Genomic DNA, 22,337 nt, shown 5'->3' on the forward strand with positions numbered 1-22,337 from the left:
ATAGTTTGCCTATATTTTATAAATCAAGCATGCGCTTATTTGTTGTCATAATGGAAGATGCGATAATGACGAAGCCAAGCATAAGTACAAAGATTAAATCGAGTAAACCTGTATGCATTGAAACGGTAAACACGGTAATTGTAAATGCGTAAGCGACAGTGTGGAAACTGCGAATACCATTTTGCTTTACTTTATTATAAATTAAAGAAATTAAGACACCATATAATAGGAAGCCAATTGCAACTAATAAATAACCCCCATCTAAAAACAATTGACCTATAAATGTCGGGGTTGTTGTTCGCTGTTCACGTGTAACATTGACACCGCGTTCGCTCGTAATCGAGTTAACGACCTCGGTAACCTTCATGCGTGGTGAAATTTGTTCGCCTGGTAAAATTGTACTAAATATACCTTTATGGATTTCACCTTTTAAGTAATCTTCTTCTGCTGTATATTCGATTATCGTACTTAAAACGATATGACTTGTGACCGCTTCAGCATTTAATGCACGAACCCATTTCGGTACTAAGTTTACTTTTTGTTCAGCCGTTAATAGTTTATCTCTTTCCTCAGCTGTTAATTCTACATCAGGTTGCTCACGCTTATTAAATTCAATTGATGTATCTTCTGTAAGGACGCGTATAAATCCAAACAATGAGAATGCTACACCAATTACAACCAATGCTGTTAAAAACCATGTTAATTTCACTCTTTTTACAACATAGTGGAAAATAATGATACCTGTAAATAACATAATGATAAGCGGCGTACGGTAGCCCATTAATAGAAATAAAAACATGACAACTGCAAAAATTGAACCATATCCGATTGCCTTTTTCCATGTCATCGTCTTCTCCAAAATCATTTTATAGGACAAGAGCAATAACACACCAAACCATAATAATTGGCTAAAGAAGTTTAACTTTGGATCTAAATTACGGCGATTTGCTTCGTCTGTAATCCCTAAGTTACCACTAAAAATCATCATTAAATAGGAGCCTAGCCCAAGCACTGTCAATACCACTATAAAATGAACGACATATTTCCCTAAAAACGACAATCCAAACGATGGTATGGTCCACTCTAGTTTATCGATAATCAATACACCTATGTAATAACAAACAACAGCTAAAATAACAGCTGGCCATATGGATACATGTATACCGAATTGTTCAAATTTATGCCAATCAAATAAACTGATAAAAAAATATAACAGTAAAATAAATGGCAAAAAGAAATACGGAGAAAACATATCAATCTTATTTAATTTTCCAAAACTTTGTTTCAATTTGCTCATACATATCACACCTTATAGATGTTACTTCCCCTCCTCTTTGATTTTTGTAAAACAAAATTAGTATATCATATTGATCGTTAAATTTATATATAATTCTACCTTATATGTATAAATAAACCATGTCATTTTGAAATAGCATTTTTCGATTACAACAGAAAAAATTTACTTAGATAGTGTAATCATTAATAGCATTTATATAGAAAATCATCTCTCAAATAATCAAAAGTGCGGATTATCTTATTTTTCACAATAGGATGCCGAGTTTCCGAGCGATTGCTCCTGCCTTATTTATGTGTGGCAGCATCATACAAATTAGCAGGTGGACTTACTGCAACGTCCCACGTTAGTAGACTTATATAGTTGCTGCCATGTGACAATCGAAATTGGTTGTGTCCGTCCATGCTCGAATAGGTAATTTTAACGATTATAATCGACCGGATATTTCAGAAGATTTTTGTCATAAAAACTTGTGATATAGAAGTATTTTCAAAACCACTTGCCAGTAAAGAAGAAACTACACGGCCATTTCCTTTTAAGAAGTTATACGTTGTACGATTGATCGCTTGATCATATTCTAATGCGTATGCGAGAAGTTTATTTAGCGCATCTTCATTTCCATTTTCCTTCACCTGAAATAAAGTAATGTTTTCTGTCTTATTGCCAAACACACATTTTTTTCGAATAAGACAAGCTGCCTGCACTTCTCCATTCTTTGAAATTATCACAGCTTCTCCACCTAGTTTTGGCGTGTTACTAGCATCCGTTTGCCAAGGGACGATTGTTGAAAATAAATCTGATCCAATAGATTGGGTAGCCGGAATTCTTATAATTTCATAGCCGTCAAGATTTGGTATATTACTATTTAAAATTTCATTTGCACGTAAAAAGAATAAATCGTCCTCTACTTTGTAACCACACTTTTCATATAAAGATATAGCTGGCTTATTTTCTGACAGCGCCTCTAAAGTTGCTACTGTAACATTATGTTCTTTTAAAATTTTTTCCGCTTCCTCCATCAAAGAATAGCCCAATTTCTTACCCCTGTATTCTGGAATAATACCTGTTCCACCATTCCAAGAAATCTTTTGATCTTTCACTTCTCTAATTCCTTGGAGCACAAAGCCGACTGGGTCTTTTCCATCATATGCAACGATAGATAATGCCGGAGAATATCCATCATTTGCAAATCGACTTAAGAATGTTTCAAAAGATAAATTCATCGGCACTAAATAGCCTTCAAATCCACGATTAAATAGGACATGCGCTTCTTCAAAGCTTAATGAAGACATCAATTTATACGAAATGTTCATGGCTTTCCCTCGCTTTTCTTATGAATATTTTCTCAATATTTCCCTTTATAATCTGTCTAGCTTACAAATTTATTAAGATTAAAAGCCTTGTTTAGCTCTTTCAACTAACACTTTGGCTACCCCACTGCCAAAGCCTTTTGAAACCATAAAAAAGCAATAAGGTTGTGCTTTAAAAGTAATTGGGGATATCAAGTGACATGGAGTCGATATCAATATCTTTTGAGTAATACATACAAACGCTGTCATTATATTTTTGACTATCATTTGGAAGTACAATAAAACCTAATCCTTTATAAAATTCTATCCCAATATCACTATATAGGAAAAAGTTGTTACAGTTTTCTTCCTGTTCAAGTTTAGTTATCGTTTCTTTGACCAATAAAGAAGCATATCCTTTTTTTCTTAAATATAAAGGGGTGGCGATTGAACCAATCCCTTTTACAATTTGGTTTTCAGAAAGATTTAGTTTATAAACGATGAGAGAGCTTAATAGTTGCTTTGTATCTGCGGCTTCAAGAACGTACCACTTTCCCTTTTTATACTTATCGGAAGACTGGCACATCGTTATATATTCTTCAAATGGGAGATTATCTCCCCAAACATCATAGCCCATCTTATAAATGTCTATCATTTCCTCTTTTGTTGCTTCCCTAATTTTTTTCAAAGTACCTCTCCTTCTATTTTTCCGCGTTTATACATTCTTTTCGACATTAAGGTTGTCAAGACCTCTATTCTTCTGCTCGGCTAGTTCAAAAAGCTTTCTTCATCACTGTTTTTAAAGAAACATTCTGGATACAATAGGAAATCTTCAGCATCTACATTTGGTACTAAGTAACAACTAACTCAAACTCACCACTATCCCGGTTAGATAATTAATGACTTCCACAATTAATTCATCTTCATATGTAGTTTAAATATAATCTTCCACAGCAGTGCAGTAAGTTTTGTTCTTATTTGATTGACCATATAAAATCCATTTTACTAGACTTTCTGTTTTTTACAGGAGAATGTCCTCTTCTAATTGGAAATTGAAAAATGATGTATTTAGGGTACTAATTGAGGTACATGCTTTAATGAATAATAAAGTATTAATTTGGGGCTAGTTTGAGGCTAGACAATCTTATAATAGCGGTTAGTGTGTAGGGCTACTAAATTGAGCTAATAAAAACGGCGAGCGTGTGTACAGGAATCTCACTCTAATCTAATCATATTTTCGTTATTTTATTTTCACATTCCGGGAAATTTACACATCCATAAAATAATCCATACTTCCCATTACGTTTAACCATATACCCATGACATTTTATACGAAGAATTGGATTCTTTAGAATATCTAGTTCTTTATATGCATTTGAACACCCAGGATAATTTGAACAACCTACAAATTTTCTCTTATCACCCTGATTTTGCTTTAAAATAAGTTTGCCTGTACTGCACTTTGGACAATTGGGATTATCTCTTACTTGTGACTCTCCTGTTATCAAATTATATTTAATATTGTGCTCCTTTATCAGTTCCTCTACAAATACTGATGTTCCAGATTGTGGGGGAATTAAATACGTATAGTTCTTAATGCCACATAAAATAAACGTCTTTCTTCTGAATATGGAAATTGATCTGTATTAGTCAATACATAAGATAGTACTGGATCATCGGATATTTTATTTGGAAAGCCAATTAAATGATTTACTAAGTTTCTTTCTTGTATAAAATGTGATTTGATTAAAGGTATCTGAGTCTCAATACGCACAAAATCCTTTTCTGTAAAACCGTTTGATTTAAATAAAGTAATAAAAGAGTTTATAAGCTTCTTTAACTCTTTAAACTGTCGTTTTTCATTTTGCAGTAACTCTATCCTCTTATATACCACTCGCAAATCAATCGTATTAAACTGAACACCTTGCTTTTGCAATAGTTGCTTTAATACTTTTAACAATACCCCATCTTTATTCAAATAAGAATATGTTTCGATCAAGGTTGTATTATTCTCTTGATGAAGTTTACGTTTCCAATGAATACCTTCTACATACTTCGCTTCTTCAATTTTTGAAAACCCTGGAGTCCGATAATCTTGAGTAATGCCGAAGTGCTCAAGATAAATATCATAGTCAGGTGTCGGTCTGTCTTTCCCTAATATGGTTTTTATAAATACCAAGGGAGGAAACCTTTACCGTACCGAACCTACCTCCGAGTTTACAATACATATTTTTAATCTCAAACTATCGTACATGTTTTACATTTGTTCTTTTTGTTACATCTGTTACATTTATTCCTTTTGTTCCACAATCGCGCCCGATTGTGGAACATCGTTTTTCAGTTTCACAAACTTGTATTTGCGAACGGGGCTGATATAAATTCCGAATATAATATATAGTGAATGTAACTGTTTAATACAAAGGCGTTCATTTGATGAAAAGTTTATTTATTCAGTGAGCGATGAACAATCGGTGCAACTTTATTCGCAAGTAAATCAATGGCTTTTTCCACACGTGCCATTGATTGGTTACCCATATCGAATTGTCCCATGAAGCGTAAGTGACCAAATAGCTCATGCTGATATAAAATCTTTTCAGCAAGTTCCTCTGCGCTACCAACTGCTAATATTTCATTTGCAGCTCGTTGTGGCATCATTTGTTCGGCTGATATTGGATAAAATGGCATGCCACGGTCCTTCAAACCATACGCCATGTACTGATTATAGCAAGGAGCAAATTCACGAATGGCTTGCTCTCCGCTATCGGCAAGGTAACTATGCCCTGTTACGGACACCTTTAGCTGGGATAAATCATGACCCGCTACGCTTGCAGCTTGCCAGTAAAGGTTCGTTAAATGCTGTACGCGTTCTGGTGCCCCTGCAAGAAGTCCAAGTGCCATGTTTAGACCTAATTTCCCTGCACGAATGGCACTTCCGGGTGTACCACCCACGCCAATCCATATCGGAATTTTTGATTGTACGGGACGAGGCGCAATTTGTGCATCACGAAGAGGGGTACGGAATTCACCATGCCAATTCACGACTTCTTTTTCCTGCAATTTCATAAACAGTCCAAGCTTTTCTTCAAATAGCTTGTCATAATCGTCAAGACTTACTCCGAATAAAGAGAAGCTTTCTAAATAGAGCCCTCGACCTAAAATAATTTCGGTGCGACCACAACTTAATAAATCCAGTGTCGCAAAATCCTCATACACGCGAACAGGATCTGCCGTGCTAATGACCGATAGTGAACTCGCTAATTTAATGTTTTTTGTTTCTCGTGCAATCGCTGCAAGAATCATCGCATAGCTTGACGTGACAAAATCTAAACGATGATGTTCACCAACCCCAAACACATCAAGCCCAGCTTCATCTGCCCACTTTGCCATTTGAATGATATTTTCAATACGTTCCTGTGCAGGAAGCACTTTGCCAATTGCATCTGGAAATCGTTCCCCTAATGAATAAACGCCAAATTCGAAGTTTATCGTATTCACCTTCTTTTTATAGTAGGATAATTAGTAAAACAAGTGCTAAAACACCAAGTACTAAAATCATTGCTGTGTCTTTCATTGTGTCTTTTACGCGAACATGTGTAATAACACCACCAATACCGACTGCTACTAAAATAGCTGCACCAATTAGAGCTGCCATTTCATTCCAAAAACCTACGATTAATAAAATAGCTGCACCTAATTCAATAACACCCGTTACGACGCGGAACCATTGTGGTAAGCCCCATTTTTTAAACCCCTCGATGTGCATTTTTGAACCCAATGTTTTTCCTGTACCTGCCATTAAAAACATTAATGCAAGTAATCCTTGTAAAATCCATACTAATACTGTCATTTGTAATCCTCCTTATTTGTTCAAGACTATAGGCATTTTACCTATCCAATCTTGTTTGCGAATTGCACCTTACATACACTGAGCTACATTTTTACACGATCCACTAAATTTCCCTTTTGTATCCCCAAGCAAAGTGGCATAAATGTTGCCTTCTGATTTTAAATTGGGTTCACGATACGAATCACTGTCCAATCGACCTTTCTTTGGTGAATCAGCTTACTAATTGCCTTCAGCTCCGCAAAACCAGTAGGGTACAATACTTTCGCCATGATACTTGGCATGACTTTTGATCGAAAATCGATGTAAGTGTAGGTGTCCCAAGTGTTATACAACGTCTCACATCTTGTTGCTCCATGACACGTAAAATCAATTCATGTGCTTTTTGTAATCGGTAAATCCTTTACCTGTCGACTCATTGATAAAGAAGGACCAAGCGTGCTGAACGATTTTCCTGTTTGCCCCAAATACTGTGATGTTCATTTTGTTACATCCAACTACTTTTGTATATCCAACACTTGTTGTATAGTTAGCATAAATTCATTTGCAATTTATCACAACCAACAATATAGGTGAAAAAATCGTATATACGACATTTCATTAAAAATGTCGCATAAGCAGGGAGGACTTGCCATGGAAAAAACAATAGATCCACGCATCTTAAGAACGAAACGTTTAATTATGGATGCGTTTCTGCAACTAGCTATAGAGAAGGAATTCAAAGATATTACGATAAAAGATATTACCTTACGCGCGACGGTGAATCGTGCAACCTTTTATTATCATTTCAATGATAAATATGATTTGTTGGAGAAGGTGTTAATTGAGGATGTGTTAAAGGAAGTATTAAAAAATGTCGGTGAACAGGAAGCATTGTCAGAGGGTTCCTTACACAATATTTTACTTAGTCTGATTATCTTTCAAACGGGTTTAGCGACCCAATGTAGCCGAAGCTATGAGGCATTTACACCTAAAATTGAAACCATTGTTAAACAAGAACTTGGGCGTATTTTTAAAGAGCTATTAAAGGGGAAATATCCTAATTGGACTGATGAAAAGCTAGACTTACAGAGTATTATGATCAGTTGGACATTATTCGGAATATCTATGAGATATGTTCAAAACAACGAACAGCCTTCGGAAGACATGATTGAATCCATTATTAAAGCTTTATTAATTGACTAAAAAAAGCCTCTGTTCTTGTTGAATAGAGGTTTTCTTTATTTTTACGCTAGTAATTGTTAAAGTGCCTTTTTATAGTAGCTCGTTTTCAACATACCAAATTATTATGTACAAGTACGTAAGGAATGTCTGAATTCTTCATAATATTTTCACGCACACGGTGAGTCCAATTTGCTATTTTTTTGTCTATATTATTAGTTACAAACCTTCACAAAGCGTCGTTTGGTAACATTAAGTGTCATTACCCCTTTCTAAGTTAGGGCTGGGTTAAAATATAGTTGTTTATTTTTGATGTCAGATGCTCTATGCACTGAAAAATATAATAATAAAGATGTTTAAATCTAATGGTTCTACCACAATCGCGCCCGATTGTGGTAGACCGTTTTTCAACTAAAGCTTTTGTAGTTAAAATATAGCAACAATTAAAAAATGCAGGTATACAACGCCAAGAATGCAGCCTTGCAAAAATACCACTAAATCATTACTGTTAAACGCTTTCTACTAACGTACATAAAAAGTGTATAAATAATATACATAGGAAAAGCCAATGTATTAAAATTGAAGAGTGCTTTAATAAAATCTTAACCTGAACTAATTTTCTTGGTTATCAAACGAATCTAATTTGGCTTTTAAATAATCCACATGCTCTCTTTGCTTCTCTAAAATTTTGTGCACTAACTGCAAACTCTTCGTATCTAGTTTATCTCGCACTAACTCTTCCGTCATTTTTATTCCATATAGATTTTGCCCTTTTATTGCATGTTTCAAAATTTCTTTTTCATCATGTGGTTTATCAAAAACCTCACTCATAAAAAGTTCCATTTTCCCAACTAATCCTTCACTTGTTTCAGGATGACCCTCAAGGTGTTGGATACGCTCTGATAGTAGACTTGCATGATATTTTAAGTCTTTTTGAATTTCAATAAAATGGTCTCTTAACTGAGAAGCAGAAGATAATTTCTTAATATAATGCTCATACGAATGAATTCCCATGTATTGTCCTTGTAGTAGCTTATTTAAAACCTTAATTATAGTTTCCATGCCTTTCACTCCTTTATTGTAATGTGTGCAATGACATTAATTAAAATACCTTAGGACTCACACATATCAAATTATCTACTTAGTTTAAGTACATTTCCTCATAAACTCCTATAAGTTATTCAACAATATGGCCCGATTGTTGAACAAATGTTATTAAAAAAGTAGCCAAAAAGGCTACTTAATCATCATACTCAAAATATTGTTTCTTACTCTAAAAATTGTCATACTAGATAATCTCATATGCTTGCCAATAGCACGCATACTATCACCATCCAGCAATCTATGAAGAACTTCAACCTCTCTATCGCCTTTTACTAGCGGAATACGGTTCTGTACCTCTGCAATCTTTTGCTCATATTCCTTAATGCGATAATTAAGTGCGTAAACTCTGCGTTGTACTTCTGTAAACACCGGATTACTTGTCCACCACTTGCCTTCGGTAATGTTGCCTCTATGCCATACATAGCTGTTTTAGCCCCAATGTAACTATTGTTATCAACCTTTGCTACTGGTTGTCTTGCTTTCTCAATGGTTTCAACCATCCATCGATAATTTTCAATCCACTGAAGTAAATTCTCTTTCGTTACTTTAATTTGCCCTTGTTTGCCCATTAGGTTTGCCCTCCTAAGTTGGATATAATGCTTGTACCAGATTGTCTTAAAAGGGCATAAACCAATTCGAGCTGTAGCGTATGCAAACGCTGCGGCTTTTTTATTTATTAAGTGATTTTTTTAATGTGTTCAGCAAGGCACAAAATGCAAGTAATGCTTACTGTCATTCTTATTGTATTACTTGCGATAAATCAGAGAAAAATCAGCTTCCCACATACCAATGAATTTTTCGATCTGTTCATGCGTGAAATCCAGCTGCAACATTTCGTGTTCTGGTTGTGAGAATAAAATGTATCTTCCTGCTACTTTTCGCCCCATTCAATCGTCACCTCAGCCCTTGGATTATCCGAATACCACTTACGAACAAACAACTCCGTGACTTGGCTATCGTCATGCTATACAACCTTACTAAGTCCGTCTTTTATGCCCTTTGTTAAGTTGTCAATGTCTGGCTTGGTTGTAGGTCTTAACTCGCCATCTACGGCTTGTTGATGCTTCTTTTTACTGAATGATTTAGGTACCTTTCGATAAACAACGATACGCAATCTTATTTCCTCGGTAATAAGTAAAAATTACACATTACACTTGTTTAAGTCTATTGTTTTTGACAGGCATGCGAGTTGGCGAATAGAGAGCTTTGCAATGGGAAACTGATATTGATTTTGAGAACAATCAATTCTTATAAGTAAAACTAAAGATCGTTACGGTTCTAGAACACCGAAGACTAAAAACAGTTATCGAAAATTTCCTATGAATGAAAATATTAAAAGCATCTTACTGAATTATAAAAAGTGGTACGACGAAATAATGGCAACATAAGGATTCCGAAACCCACACGGCCATGTTTTTATAACTTATGCCGGTGAACCTATTGGAGAACGCTATTTAAAACGAATAATTGATTTAATATGTGAACGAGAAAATATAACTCACTTTACACCTCACTACTTAAGGCACACCTTTGTGTCGATACAGTTGTCCAACAATATACCAGTATCTACAGTTGCAGCTTTAGTTGGGAATACGCCTGAAACAATCTATAAAGTATATGCACATTCATTCGAAAAAGATGAGGTACACGCATCTAACTTCATGGATGATATCATCACTTTAAATTCATATTAAGAATCTTATGAAATCAAAAAATGGTGATTTTGGGGTACTTTTTGGGGTACACGTATTTTCTCTACTCCCCTCCCTGCATTACATTATTAATTTCATCTTTAGTGATTTTCTACAAACATTGATATATCAACGTTTCCACACAAAAAAACACTCGCATAAAATACGAGTGTTTCGGATATGCTATGACAACCACTTCGGTGGTGTGTTTTTTTCCCAGTAAATATCACCAAGATTGTTATGAGCCATAAAATTGTCCTCGGCACTATGGTAATGGAAGTTATAGTAATAGCCTTCTTGTGGACGCTTTTCAGTTCGTACGTGGAAGCGGATTAAATCATCTCCTGTTTCATTATTAACGATATTGAAGATTTTCTCTCCGTAGTTACCACTTGGTTTTTCTGTAATTGTGAGATTTGCCAGCGATCTGTCTTCAACATTTGCAACGGTCATCGCAATTGCTTCTTCCATTTTCGGGAAGATAATGGAGTCAAATTCATTGCTAATTTTAGGACCAATTTTTGTCCCAAACTTCACATATGACTGCTCTTTCGCTGCATCGACAAGTAACGCACCATAGTCAATCGCATCTTGCTGTATTTCGGTCGCTTCTTCTGCTATTGCTTCTGGTTCAGCTGCTAGAGCAGTGCTTGTCCCAGGTGATGGACCAATGGAGGCACGATTAGATGGATTATGATCGAATGCGTCCCAAATTTCATGTGTTGGCGTAATTAATCCAAATGTTAAAAACGCAACCATAATTACGATACTTTTTTGAACCCACTTTTTCATTAATTAACACCTTCTCTTTTATGTACAAATTGGTAATTCTACTTATAATATAATACGTTTCAACCAATAAAAGGTTTCATATTTCTATATTTCATTGTACAATAATTTATGTATAAATGTGTCGTTTTTTAAAAGGAGGTACAAAATATGTCAATCGTAATGGGTATTGGTCTTTTAATAATGTTAGGTTACTTAACTTCTTTATGCTTCACGGACTAATTTAGACACCATGCAAACTGAACACAATTAGTATATATTATGCCGAGTTATAAAGGTTACCGCTATTATTTCCAAATTTTTTTATTGCAATATGATATAAAATAATGCTTCTAATTGGGGCTTATGGAGCTCTAATTTGGGGCCAAATTAGGGCTAATAAAATACGGCGAAGTGTGTGTACAGGAATGCGTGAGTAAGGAAGGTTGAGGCTAATTTGCTTCAATCTTTTTTATTTGGATTTAAGCATGGAAAAAGAAGACTACCCCAAAAGAGATAGTCTTACGCTCTACTTATTTCCAAGATGGTTCACAAGCCCAACCATCACTATCACGATCATGTTTTCTCTCATAAGCCCAATGACCTTTCTTCACACCATTTGGAAAGTCTTTCTTTAATTCTGTACAATTTTTATATGAACCACTATTCGAACTATTTGTTTTTTTATTCTGCAAATTAGTATTTGACTCAATTTTGTCTACTAAATACTTTGATTCTACATAAATTCCTCTAACTTCTCCATCATCAGGATATTCGTCTATATAAGACCAACCTGCAACAGACCCATATAAATAAACCTTTGTTCCATTTTGGATTAATCCTGCACTTCCAAATACTTTACTTGCTATTAGGTATGATTCTATATATTCAGTTGAACTGCTGATATATTTCACAACAGGCTTAGGATTAGTAAGAAAACTTGTTTTAACATACCCAATGGTATTCCCATATCGGACATATGAATAGCCATTTCCAACTTCTCCGTAATTATCCATAATAATCCCATTACTAAGCGTTCCTACAGTGTTACTGTCCACTGTTGCCTTTTCTTTAACTACTACACCACTTTTAGAACTAACGATACTAATTTTATACGGAAGATCGAACTCGATTTGACTCACGTCAACAAAGCCATACTGCCCATTATATATTATAGGCATCCAGCCATCTTCTGCCATATGGTTTGAAATAACAAATTCTCCGCCCTTTATATTACCAATAGTTTTTGATGAAACAGATGGAAACTCCTTAACAATTGCTCCAGATTTTGAAATCTTCACGGTATATTTTATTCCACCATCATCAAAATCTTCTAAAGTTTGATTTAAAGCATATACCTTCTCCTCATTCAAAAAAAGAAACTTAAAAGAACGCATAAAATAGCCGACATTACATTTATTTTCTTTATAACAAACATCTCCTTTCACAATAAACATTACTATAATAATCCATTTGTTTCCATATTAAATTTGCATAATAGGCTTAACTTATATTCTTTAAGAGATGTCAGACGCATCGACTTCCAACTTCGTGTGTAGATAGCTCGATTGCTCCAGTTTACGAGCCTCGCTTTTAGCTACCACTTTCGCTACGGTTTCAGTTATATACTTTAACACTTCCTATAAGCTTGCAGGTTCTCTGCTAAATTCTTTGATAAATGTTTTTATGTTGTTTTCCATAGTAAAGTAGTCCCAACCTTCTACACTGTTTATATCAAGCTTAGTAGCTGCATCAACCGATTGCTCTGATTCACTTTTAATCACTATCTCATACAATTCTTGTGCATGAATGTTTAGAGTATCAACTTCGGCTGACATATCCTTGAATAACGGAAAGAATGCCATATCAATTAAACGTACTGTATCTTGAATTTGCAAAATGGATATACATGCTTGGCCACAATCTTCATGCCAACCATTCTCTGTTATTTCATCAAGTTTATTTAATAAGCAGGCTACTTCATTCTGAACTGTTTTTAATTGAATCATTTGTACTGATAATCCATAAACACTGTGGCTATTTAAAGCTGTAGAGATTGTATTTAATCCAACCTCTAACTTTTTACTCAAATGCTCTCGACTTACTTTAATAATGCCATTGTATGTAAGATCATCTAACACTCTATGTACCTTCGCTCCAGGATACTTGTACAACGGTTTCTAATGTGTGTTGTGTTTGTTGTTGCATGTCTATCATTTCCCTTCTATAATATGTTTTATTTATCTGCAACTGCATATAAAAGTAATTGTTATTGTGGTCTTACATGACACGCCATTCTTTAGCTTGACGATCAGCTTTTTATATTTATCACTGAATTCAATAATCCATTACATGGTATGGCGATTCATAAAATGTTTAGAGATACTATGTTCAAGGCTGGTATATTAAACGATGATGGCGAGCCTAAAATTACTTTTCATAGATTACGTCATACTCATGCAACGATTTTATTGAATAGCGGACAAAACGTAAAGGTGATTGCTGAACGTTTAGGCAATACCCCAGCAATGATTTATGGAATTTACGGACATGTGAAAGAGTTGGAAGAGCAGTCAATGGAAGTGTTCAGCATGAGTTTAGAAATAGGAAATGGGGCTAAAACTGGGGCTAATTAGTTTAAATACCTTATTGAGCGTTGATAAATCAACTCTTTTATCATTCGTTTAATGTTACACGAACTAATTCATATTTTTTTACAAAAATCCGCGAACTTTATTAGAGCTCGCGGATTTTTCATTTTGTTATTGCCAATCAGCTAGTTTGTAATCCCAATTTTCAAAAAATTCATTCTCTACTATTACTTCCTCATAAATCGGCACTAACAATTGATGAACAAGTTTTTGAACTTTATCAAATGGTATTGTCTGTTGATTAACTAATTGCTGCCATCTCTTGTTGTTAGTAGCGTCTAAATAAAGTTGTTTAGAGAACATTGATGGATATTTTTCTAGTGTTGTTTTATGTCGGTCAAATGTATCTGATATAGCCTCTTGTAAAACTCGACCTTCAAAATGCTGTGTACTTGCTAATAAATATACATCATAATATTCTTTCATCGCTTGTTCGAATGCCGAGTATCGGTATATTAAGTTAAATTTATGTGCAATCATAAGCTCTGTTGGATAAGCTAATAACTCAATTGGCGAATTATCTAGTATCGTCTGAAACGCTATCGTTTTTGGAGCCATTGTAATTCTATCAAAAAGGTTAATCTTTATTTCTATGTATGTTGTTATATGTCCTAATTGTGCAGGAATTTTAATATTAATTTGATCTTCATCACTAGTTGTAATTTCTAATTCATCGCTAACAAATTTAATGCCATCCTCCGGAACATTCACCGAACAAATTTCTTTGAAAGCATGCTTTATGATGCTATCTTTGTTGGCCATTTTTTTGGCACACAATGTAATTCCTGTAGAAGATTTTTCATAATTATTTGTTAATGCACCGATTAAACGATCTCCATACAGCCAATACTGATCCTCATAGGAAGAAGCCGCTAAGCGCACTAATAACCTTTCATGGGAATAGAGTGTTACAAATACCTCCAAGCTTTTCTGTTGTTGCTGAGCTACATCTGTTAATTGGTCCAATACAGGTATTGATACCTCATTTACTTGTTTCATATGCCACCCTCACTTCTATCATTTTTCAGAATTTTTCAATCATATCATATATTTGATTTTTTAAAAAACTCTGTGCTTTATTATTACTTATTTTCCCACAATAGTAAACGGTAATATAATCCAGAGATAGTTTGTCGTTTTTTGTCGTTATTTAGGAAAATAAAGCGAAAAATGCACCTAACTTTTCTAAAAAAGCAGGTGCTAAATGGCAGATGTTTATTATTTTTGTTAATATTATCAAAAAAATTGGACAAGGGGTAGCTCCGCATTTGCGAAGCTACCCCTTTAGTATTTAATAGGTAACATTTCTGTAAATTGTAAAGTCTCAACCCAATCATCTGGGGAATATTATTTGGAAACGTTTTCGTTTCATCACCGCGGTAAAATTCCACTGTGTGCCCTCTAACTTAAGCAACGCAAACCCAACCTTCTTTTGCGTCCTTGCAGCCCCAAAGCATGCGCCAGTGTGAATAAGTATCCTAAAAAACAAAAAGCAGAATGCCAGATTACTGAATGTTGCTACCCAAAATAGCACGATTCTTATTATAACATAAAGTATTTAAAAAGTAAAACACTGTATCTATATCGCTTTTCAAATTTAGTCTATTCAACTTACATTTCAAAATAAATAGGATAATGATTGGCGCATCGTGCATTAAAAGCGGCTTTGCATTGCGGACAACATGATGATTGCATATAGTCATGAATCGTCAATTCATGTTTACAATGTCCACAAAGTATTGCCCTAGTATGAAATTGTGATTGGTGCCAGCGTTTTATGGGATGCTGGGCATGTTCCTCATGACACTTATAGCACGGATAATAGCGCTCGCAACATGCAAACTTTATCGCGATAATATCTTTTTCTGTATGATAATGTATGCATCTCGTTTCATCATCAATGACTGGACCGAAAATCTCCATCTTAAATTCCACTCCATTTAATAAAAATTAATACAAATACGAACAAAACTGTTACGAGCATTGCTAACATATCTTTTTTCTCATAATGTAGTTCAATATAGCTTGTGCGATTTTTACCATCGCCATATCCTCTAGCATCTATGGCATCACTTAATTGATCTGCCCGTTGTATAGTTGTAAACAGCAACGGTATAACAATTGGAATATACGCAAAAATACGCTTCATAAACGGTAATGATTTAATGTCAAACCCTCTTGATTTTTGTGCTAGTATAATTCGATTCAATTCCTCTAAAACAGTTGGAATAAATCGAATGGCAATAACAATCATTAATGAAAATTGTTCAATTGGTACACGAAGCTTCGATAACGGTTTTAACAATTTTTCTAAACCTTTAGCTAAAATAAGTGGCTTTGTTGTAAGGGTCAATAATGAAGCTAATAAAACAAGGAGCAAAATACGCCAGACAAACCGTATGCCCGCTTCAATTCCTTCAATCGTAAATGTGATGATTCCCATTGACCATAATACATGTCCTTTAGTAAAGAGCAGATGATAAACAAACGTAAAGGATAAGATAAAGAGTAATGGCTTCACACCTTTTAAAATCACAACAAACGGAACTTTAGAAACAATTATTAATGAAAACACAAAAAAAGTGGCGATTACATAGCTCGTCGCAGTATCTAATAATAAGAAGCTTAACATCAGCATAAAAATACTAATAATTTTAATTCGAGGGTCTAATCGATGGAAAATGGACTGGTTGTCGACATACTGTCCAATTATAATAGAACTACGCATCAAGCTTCCCCCTAAACTGTAAATATGGCTTAACAGCATTGAAGATGGTTTGCTCCTTACAGTTTGCTACTGCTATTTTCTCCCCAAGTAATTGTTCCACAACTTTTAATAATTGTAGTTGTTCCGGCATTGCTAGTCCTGCTCTTGTTACTATATGAGCCTGCTGTAAAAACAATTGATTGGTATTTAAATGTGCTTGTATTTCTCCTTCATGTAGAACAATGACTTCATTAGCGTACTCAGCGACATCTTGCATTTGATGGGTAACAAACAGAACGGTATGATTCGTTTCTAATTGCCATTCCTTCAAAAAATCTAGTAACGTTGACTTACTAATTGGGTCAAGCCCAGCCGTAGGTTCATCCAAAATAAGTAACTTTGGCTGCATTAATATTATAGATGCTATCGCTACACGCCGTTTTTGTCCCCCACTTAGTTGAAAAGGAGCAAGCGTCAAAATGGTTTCATCTAAACCTACTTTCGGAAGAATTTCAGAAATACTAGCTCGTATTTCTTTTTCGGATTGTCCTATTTGTTTTAGTCCAAACGCTAGTTCCTTATAAACTGTCGTTTCAAAAAACTGGTGCTCTGGATATTGAAAGACATAGCCAATTTCCTGTAAATCTTTTTTTTGCCCTTTTCCACTTAGCGTAATAAGGTTATTATGTAGTCTATATTCCCCTTTAAAATCTACTAATCCCTTAAATAATTGAACAAAGGTTGACTTACCTGCTCCAGTTTTTCCAATGATCGCAATCCATTTACCATCTGATATGGAACACGAAATATTTTTTAAAGCTGTTTGATTATCATATTCAACTGTTACGTTTTTGAGCTCGTATCCCATAGTAAACGAATTGCTCCTTCCCAGTCCGCTGTTAATGCCCATGCTTCATTTGCCAATTGATGAATTCTGACAGCGATAGGCTCCACTAAGGAAAAATCTCTTACATTGATTGTTTCAAATAGAGCTATCGGATGTCCATCGAAGCAAATTTGACCGTTATCTAGTAAAAGTACACGATCTGTTTGCATTACTTCATCCATATGGTGTGTGATGTGGACAATCGTTAAACCAGCTTGATGCAGTGAGTGCATGAGGGCTAATACTTGTTCTCTTCCTATTGGATCTAACATTGACGTGGCCTCATCAAAAATAATGCATTGTGGACGCATTGCTAAAATTGACGCAATCGCAACCCGTTGCTTTTGCCCTCCGGATAATTCATGTGGCATGCAATCTAAATATGTTTCCATGTCAACTGCTTTGCTAGCCCATTGAACACGCTGATCCATTTCTTCCTTTGGTAAACGAATATTTTCAAGCCCAAAAAGGATTTCATCTCGAACGCTTGTTGTAATAAATTGATCTTCAGGATTTTGAAAAATAAAACCTATTTGCTGTCGAATTTCTTTTAAATCTATAGCATTACTTGTCTCCAAATGATGAAAACGTACAACCCCGTTTTTCGGAAGCAATAAGCCATTCATTAATTTTGCAAGTGTTGATTTGCCACATCCATTTTTGCCGACAATTGATACAAATTCACCCGCTTGAATGGTAAAATGAATATCTTTTAAAATCGGTGCATTCTTTTTGTGATAAAAATTGACATGCTCAAATGCTAGCATTTAAACACTTCCCTTTTGCTCATCGTACATGGCGAAAAAACGCTCTGGACTACTGGCAGAAATGCTTTGCTGTGGTCTCGTCCATTTTGTAACCGTTGTACCATTTACCCCAAATATTTCTCCCGTTAGATTTGCATCTTGCTGTGCTAGTAATGTACTGATGAAGTGGGCAATATCCTCTGGGGTCCCCACCTTCCAATATTCAGGAAACGGTTCATTGCGCTCCGCATATTTTTTTGATATAAAATCAATCACAGGCTTCGTCATATCCGTTAACGCAGCAGGTGAAATAGCATTTACACGAATATTTAATGGCTTCAACTCTTCCGCCAATGTCCACGTCATTCCAAGAATGCCCGCTTTCGCCGCACTATAATTGAGCTGGCCTTTGGAGCCCATTAGTCCAGCTGTTGACGTCATCAATAAAATATCGCCTCCTCTTTCGAGTAAATGAGGCAGTACGCGTGAAATACAGTAAAAAGCGCCATGTAAATGGACATTGATGACATCATGCCATTGCTCAGTTGACATTCGCATACATTTTTCATCTCTTAAATTACCTGCATTATGAATGAAAACATCTATTTGTCCAAACTCTACCATCACAGCTTCAATCATCTTAGACACCGCTTCAACATCAGCAATATCCGTACAGTACCCAACTGCCCTATTTCCTTCAGCGCGGATTTGTTGGACGACTTCGTTAATTAAATGCTGGTTCGTGCCATTTACAACAACACAGTATTGATTATTAGCTAGATGAATAGCCGTACTGCGACCAATCCCTCTTGTTGCCCCTGTGATAAGCGCGACCTTCTTCATTGTCTCAACTCCTTCACAACAAAAAATCCTATAGCGATTAAGTCGTTGATGTTGGTCAATAAGGATACTTCTATCGTATTGTGCTGTTCAATAAATCGAAACGTCACTTCTTCATCTATTAGAAGTGGTTTCTGGAACCGCATATCATAGCAAACGACCCATTTTAACGGATGTTCTTTAATATACAATGATTGAGCAAGCCCCATTAAATACATACCGTGCACAATCGGGCGTTCGAAGCCCGCTTCCTTCGCTGCCTCAGCATTAACATGGATTGCGGCATCATCTTTCGATACTTGTGCATAATAGTGGACCTGTTTTGCAGTAACGGTTTTTTTCATATGTCAGCACCTACGTGGATCAAAACTGTTTTTAATTGCACAATTTCTGTTCTTTGTTCGAAACAGTTTAAAGTATAAGTATAAAAAGTCATTGGTCCTTGTTTTCCTTGTTTATGCTCTTTATGGCTTAAAGCTAATTCACAATGTAATACCATTCCTTCTTGAATCGGCACATGATAAAAAAAATGCTGCGACCCATGGAGAACTGGCTTTTGATTATTAAAAATCGCTCGATCAAATTGTTGCCAAAATACAATGGGCATGGTCGCAGGGGCAATGAGTTTGCCATGAAGATATTGTAACGGGGCCTCTATACTTTTAGCATAGCGCTGTATCCACTCAGCTGTTACGGTTATTTTTTTTGTTAATCTCATCGAACTGCGTCCACAAGCGTTGCAAGCCCCATTCCACCACCAATTCCTAGTGTTGCAAGCCCTCTTTTATATGGTTGATATTTCATTTCATAAAATAATCGACTAATTAAAATAGCACCTGATGCGCCGTACGGATGACCAATGGCAATTGCCCCACCAGCTCGATTAACCTTATCTTCAGGAATTTGTAATGTTTGGATTGAAGCGAGCACCTGTGAAGCAAAAGCTTCATTAAATTCAACAATGTCAATATCTTCTACGTTCAGTTGTTGCCTATTCAATAGTTTTTGTACAGCTGGAACTGGACCTATCCCTAAATAATTTGGATCGACACCTGCAGCCTGTGTATCGACAATGCGGAGTATCGGCTGTAATTGTAATTGACGGCATTTTTCTAAAGACATGACTAAAACCAGTGCCGCGCCATCATTTAGCGGGCATGCATTTCCTGCAGTGACCGTACCATTTTCTAAAAATACAGGTCTTAATGATTGAAGCTTGTCGACACTTGTATTCTCTCTTGGACACTCATCTATAGTTACCCAGCCATCATTTACGTGTAGAGGCACTATTTCTTCGTCAAAACGATTTAAATTCCTTGCTTGAATCGCTTTTTGATGGCTTTTGTATGCGTAATGGTCTTGTGCTTGTCGTGAAATCGAAAATTTCATTGCTACATTTTCAGCTGCTATACCCATGTCAGGATCGCCATAACGCTGTGGAGTAAACGGTGCACGTGAATAAACTTCGGGCATAGCCATTAATGTACTCGGCTTTTTCATCTTCCAAGGCGCACGACTTGTACTTTCTACACCACCAGCTAAATAAACGTCTCCTGCTCCACTTTGAACAAATCTGGCAGCCATATTAATTGCTTCTAGCCCTGAGCCACATTGACGGTCAATGGTAACCCCTGGAATAGAAAAAGGTAAATCTGCTTCTAAAGCAGCAAGTCTGGCCAAATTTCCTCCTGGCCCGACAACATTTCCTAAAATGACATCATCAATACAATCGCTTGGCAATGCAGTTTCTTTTATTATTTCTCTTATTAATGGGGCTACTAGATGCTCTGGTTCCAGTGTGGCTAGCTGCCCCCCCATTTTGCCAATTGGTGTTCGTTTTGCCATCACAATTACTGCGTCTCTCATGACAATTCCTCCATTAACCAATCTTTCATGGCTTTACGAGCTATTTTTCCGCTGCTTGTAAAGATGAACTTCTGCACTGTTATTAATTGTTTCGGTAGCTTATAACTTGCTAAAAACTGAGCGCCAAATTGCTGAATTTCTTCTATTGAAAGCGTTCGATCATCTTGCCATTTAATACAGGCAACAAGCCGTTCCCCCCAGTAATCATCTGGCACACCAACTATTATCATGTCATCAATTGCACCATGTCGTTTTAGCACCGTTTCCACTTCCTCTGGGTACACATTTAAGCCACCAGTAATTAGCATGTTTTTGTCACGACCAATTAAATGCAATGCACCCGCGCCATCTTGCATCATATAGTCTCCTGTTTTTAACCAGCCTTCATGAAATACTGCATTTGTTTCTTCGGGTAATTGAAAATAACAAGTGAACATCATTTCACTACGAACATAGAGTAATCCAACTTCGCCAATTGTCACTTCACGTTGTTCGTTATCTCGAATGGAAATCTCTACACCACGAAAAGGTTTTCCAACTGTATGTTCTTGCATTGTTTGATGAACATCTAAATAACTAATATAACTCGCTTCAGAAGAGCCGTAGAATTCAAATAATTTTGTTGTACCAAAGACCTTTTTCGCACGTACTTTCGATCGTTCTGACCATTTAGCTCCGGAAGAAATGATTGCTTGTGCATGCATTTCTTGCAAACTATCTAACCTAAGTAGCTTTTCGATCATTGTTGGCACAAGAAATAAAATCATATTAGAAACTTCCCTACAATACTTAACAACCTTTTTTTCCTCAAAAGCGGTCATAATATAAAACGTCCCACCAAAATATAAACTTTGCATTAGCGCAAATAATGACAGTGACTGCACGAATGGTCCTGGTGCTAGAAAATTTTCTAAAGTATTTAACAGGAATGCTTCTTTTGTCGCAATAAAACTCTTCAGCCAAGAATTGTGTGTTCGTTCGTAACCCTTTGGCATGCCAGTTGTACCAGAGGTAAAGCCTATAAATAACGGATCTTTCGCTTTATTAACCGTAGCTTCTTCTGTTAAAGTAGAAAACCATTCATTATAGGAAGCTAATTGCTTGTCCGAAAATACATACGTGTCTATTTGATCGAAAATATGCAAATTTTCTTCATACATACACTCAAGAAAAATCATCTTCGGTTGTGCTTGTTTCAATACCAACTCAATTTCAAGTAAACTCCACTTTGGATCAAGTAAAATCGGCACACAACCTGCATACATAATCCCTAAGAAAACTTCCACAAATTCAATTCGATTACTAGATAAAATCGCAATTTTTTCGTGCTCAAGTCCATTACATTGAATGCCTTTTGCAATTTTTTTCATGGCACTTACTAATTGTTCGTATGTATAAGATCGTTCCTCATGAATTAGCGCAATTCCCTTTGGCTGACGAACTGCATGTTCGATAATGGGCTCGATGATGTTCATTTCTTCACACACCTT

Annotated in this window: 26 protein-coding genes and 2 pseudogenes; 3 read left to right on the forward strand and 25 right to left on the reverse strand. The window is 35.8% G+C overall.

Translation table 11 applies throughout. The annotated features are described in order from the left end of the window. Window positions 1-16: 16 nt before the first annotated feature. The 8 genes from ACQKNX_RS06690 to ACQKNX_RS06725 form a co-directional block, all read right to left on the reverse strand. Complete coding sequence (locus ACQKNX_RS06690; RefSeq protein WP_427428155.1) at window positions 17-1,297, reverse strand: oligosaccharide repeat unit polymerase; 1,281 nt, start codon at window positions 1,295-1,297, stop codon at window positions 17-19. A gap of 443 nt (window positions 1,298-1,740) precedes the next feature. Next, entirely contained in the window at window positions 1,741-2,607 is an 867-nt protein-coding gene (locus ACQKNX_RS06695; protein ID WP_427428156.1) for a GNAT family N-acetyltransferase, read from the reverse strand. Window positions 2,608-2,776: 169 nt separating this feature from the next. Beyond that, window positions 2,777-3,271: a GNAT family N-acetyltransferase gene (locus tag ACQKNX_RS06700; protein WP_427428157.1), complete on the reverse strand. Its 495-nt coding sequence runs from the start codon at window positions 3,269-3,271 to the stop codon at window positions 2,777-2,779. Window positions 3,272-3,812: 541 nt separating this feature from the next. After that, a complete protein-coding gene (locus tag ACQKNX_RS06705) occupies window positions 3,813-4,091 on the reverse strand; it encodes a topoisomerase DNA-binding C4 zinc finger domain-containing protein (RefSeq protein ID WP_427428158.1) in 279 nt (92 codons plus the stop codon). A 68-nt stretch (window positions 4,092-4,159) separates the two neighbouring features. Continuing rightward, window positions 4,160-4,762: a hypothetical protein gene (locus tag ACQKNX_RS06710; RefSeq protein WP_427428159.1), complete on the reverse strand. Its 603-nt coding sequence runs from the start codon at window positions 4,760-4,762 to the stop codon at window positions 4,160-4,162. Window positions 4,763-5,025: 263 nt separating this feature from the next. Next, on the reverse strand, window positions 5,026-6,078 hold the full coding sequence (locus tag ACQKNX_RS06715) for an LLM class flavin-dependent oxidoreductase (protein WP_427428160.1): 1,053 nt from the start codon (window positions 6,076-6,078) through the stop codon (window positions 5,026-5,028). A gap of 7 nt (window positions 6,079-6,085) precedes the next feature. Beyond that, a complete protein-coding gene (locus tag ACQKNX_RS06720; RefSeq protein ID WP_427428161.1) occupies window positions 6,086-6,430 on the reverse strand; it encodes a DoxX family protein in 345 nt (114 codons plus the stop codon). Between the two features lie 158 nt (window positions 6,431-6,588). Beyond that, window positions 6,589-6,762, reverse strand: a complete 174-nt coding sequence (locus ACQKNX_RS06725) for a hypothetical protein (protein ID WP_427428162.1) — start codon at window positions 6,760-6,762, stop codon at window positions 6,589-6,591. 298 nt (window positions 6,763-7,060) lie between these two features. Between ACQKNX_RS06725 and ACQKNX_RS06730 the strand changes: the two genes are divergently transcribed. Continuing rightward, a complete protein-coding gene (locus ACQKNX_RS06730; protein ID WP_427428163.1) occupies window positions 7,061-7,612 on the forward strand; it encodes a TetR/AcrR family transcriptional regulator in 552 nt (183 codons plus the stop codon). Window positions 7,613-8,200: 588 nt separating this feature from the next. Here ACQKNX_RS06730 and ACQKNX_RS06735 read toward each other — a convergent pair. The 4 genes and pseudogenes from ACQKNX_RS06735 to ACQKNX_RS06750 all read right to left on the reverse strand — a co-directional run bounded on the left by ACQKNX_RS06735 (window position 8,201) and on the right by ACQKNX_RS06750 (window position 9,806). Further along, window positions 8,201-8,650, reverse strand: coding sequence for a DUF2383 domain-containing protein (locus tag ACQKNX_RS06735; RefSeq protein ID WP_427428164.1), 450 nt, complete (start codon window positions 8,648-8,650; stop codon window positions 8,201-8,203). A gap of 314 nt (window positions 8,651-8,964) precedes the next feature. Continuing rightward, window positions 8,965-9,261: a hypothetical protein gene (locus ACQKNX_RS06740; protein WP_427428165.1), complete on the reverse strand. Its 297-nt coding sequence runs from the start codon at window positions 9,259-9,261 to the stop codon at window positions 8,965-8,967. A 177-nt stretch (window positions 9,262-9,438) separates the two neighbouring features. Beyond that, on the reverse strand, window positions 9,439-9,579 hold the full coding sequence (locus ACQKNX_RS06745) for a hypothetical protein (protein WP_427428166.1): 141 nt from the start codon (window positions 9,577-9,579) through the stop codon (window positions 9,439-9,441). Continuing rightward, window positions 9,564-9,806, reverse strand: a pseudogene (locus ACQKNX_RS06750) (RusA family crossover junction endodeoxyribonuclease). The gene ACQKNX_RS06745 and the pseudogene ACQKNX_RS06750 overlap by 16 nt, the downstream one beginning before the upstream one ends. Window positions 9,807-10,101: 295 nt before the next feature. Between ACQKNX_RS06750 and ACQKNX_RS06755 the strand changes: the two are divergent. After that, window positions 10,102-10,386: pseudogene (locus tag ACQKNX_RS06755) on the forward strand (tyrosine-type recombinase/integrase); the annotation flags it as partial. A 180-nt stretch (window positions 10,387-10,566) separates the two neighbouring features. Here ACQKNX_RS06755 and ACQKNX_RS06760 read toward each other — a convergent pair. From ACQKNX_RS06760 to ACQKNX_RS06770, 3 genes are all read right to left on the reverse strand, one after another. After that, complete coding sequence (locus tag ACQKNX_RS06760) at window positions 10,567-11,175, reverse strand: YpjP family protein (RefSeq protein ID WP_403051123.1); 609 nt, start codon at window positions 11,173-11,175, stop codon at window positions 10,567-10,569. A gap of 509 nt (window positions 11,176-11,684) precedes the next feature. Next, window positions 11,685-12,608, reverse strand: a complete 924-nt coding sequence (locus tag ACQKNX_RS06765) for an excalibur calcium-binding domain-containing protein (RefSeq protein WP_427428167.1) — start codon at window positions 12,606-12,608, stop codon at window positions 11,685-11,687. Window positions 12,609-12,791: 183 nt separating this feature from the next. Next, window positions 12,792-13,292: a hypothetical protein gene (locus ACQKNX_RS06770; RefSeq protein ID WP_427428168.1), complete on the reverse strand. Its 501-nt coding sequence runs from the start codon at window positions 13,290-13,292 to the stop codon at window positions 12,792-12,794. A gap of 186 nt (window positions 13,293-13,478) precedes the next feature. Here ACQKNX_RS06770 and ACQKNX_RS06775 point away from each other — a divergent pair, with 186 nt between their 5' ends. Then, entirely contained in the window at window positions 13,479-13,787 is a 309-nt protein-coding gene (locus ACQKNX_RS06775) for a tyrosine-type recombinase/integrase (RefSeq protein ID WP_427428272.1), read from the forward strand. Window positions 13,788-13,913: 126 nt separating this feature from the next. On the opposite strand, the gene ACQKNX_RS06780 is transcribed toward ACQKNX_RS06775, so the two are convergent. The 10 genes from ACQKNX_RS06780 to ACQKNX_RS06825 form a co-directional block, all read right to left on the reverse strand. Continuing rightward, window positions 13,914-14,801, reverse strand: a complete 888-nt coding sequence (locus ACQKNX_RS06780; protein ID WP_427428169.1) for a nucleotidyl transferase AbiEii/AbiGii toxin family protein — start codon at window positions 14,799-14,801, stop codon at window positions 13,914-13,916. 612 nt (window positions 14,802-15,413) lie between these two features. Next, a complete protein-coding gene (locus tag ACQKNX_RS06785) occupies window positions 15,414-15,725 on the reverse strand; it encodes a CHY zinc finger protein (protein ID WP_427428170.1) in 312 nt (103 codons plus the stop codon). Window position 15,726: 1 nt separating this feature from the next. After that, the gene (locus tag ACQKNX_RS06790) at window positions 15,727-16,530 is read right to left on the reverse strand and encodes an energy-coupling factor transporter transmembrane component T family protein (protein WP_427428171.1); all 804 of its coding nucleotides are present in this window, start codon (window positions 16,528-16,530) and stop codon (window positions 15,727-15,729) included. Further along, on the reverse strand, window positions 16,523-17,377 hold the full coding sequence (locus ACQKNX_RS06795; RefSeq protein ID WP_427428172.1) for an ATP-binding cassette domain-containing protein: 855 nt from the start codon (window positions 17,375-17,377) through the stop codon (window positions 16,523-16,525). The genes ACQKNX_RS06790 and ACQKNX_RS06795 overlap by 8 nt, the downstream gene beginning before the upstream one ends. Then, window positions 17,353-18,162, reverse strand: coding sequence for an ATP-binding cassette domain-containing protein (locus tag ACQKNX_RS06800; protein WP_427428173.1), 810 nt, complete (start codon window positions 18,160-18,162; stop codon window positions 17,353-17,355). The genes ACQKNX_RS06795 and ACQKNX_RS06800 overlap by 25 nt, the downstream gene beginning before the upstream one ends. Then, window positions 18,163-18,984 (reverse strand): SDR family NAD(P)-dependent oxidoreductase, encoded by an 822-nt coding sequence (locus ACQKNX_RS06805; protein WP_427428174.1) that lies wholly within the window; start codon window positions 18,982-18,984, stop codon window positions 18,163-18,165. After that, the gene (locus ACQKNX_RS06810) at window positions 18,981-19,325 is read right to left on the reverse strand and encodes a MaoC family dehydratase (RefSeq protein WP_427428175.1); all 345 of its coding nucleotides are present in this window, start codon (window positions 19,323-19,325) and stop codon (window positions 18,981-18,983) included. Before ACQKNX_RS06810 ends, ACQKNX_RS06805 begins: the two co-directional genes overlap by 4 nt. Further along, entirely contained in the window at window positions 19,322-19,699 is a 378-nt protein-coding gene (locus ACQKNX_RS06815) for an FAS1-like dehydratase domain-containing protein (RefSeq protein WP_427428176.1), read from the reverse strand. Before ACQKNX_RS06815 ends, ACQKNX_RS06810 begins: the two co-directional genes overlap by 4 nt. Continuing rightward, on the reverse strand, window positions 19,696-20,847 hold the full coding sequence (locus ACQKNX_RS06820) for a thiolase family protein (RefSeq protein ID WP_427428177.1): 1,152 nt from the start codon (window positions 20,845-20,847) through the stop codon (window positions 19,696-19,698). The genes ACQKNX_RS06815 and ACQKNX_RS06820 overlap by 4 nt, the downstream gene beginning before the upstream one ends. Next, window positions 20,844-22,322 carry an AMP-binding protein gene (locus ACQKNX_RS06825; protein WP_427428178.1) on the reverse strand — a complete coding sequence of 493 codons (1,479 nt, stop codon included), beginning with the start codon at window positions 22,320-22,322 and terminating at the stop codon, window positions 20,844-20,846. Before ACQKNX_RS06825 ends, ACQKNX_RS06820 begins: the two co-directional genes overlap by 4 nt. Window positions 22,323-22,337: the final 15 nt, after the last annotated feature.

The organism is Lysinibacillus sp. NPDC093712 (genome assembly GCF_050280025.1).
Taxonomy (GTDB): domain Bacteria; phylum Bacillota; class Bacilli; order Bacillales_A; family Planococcaceae; genus Lysinibacillus.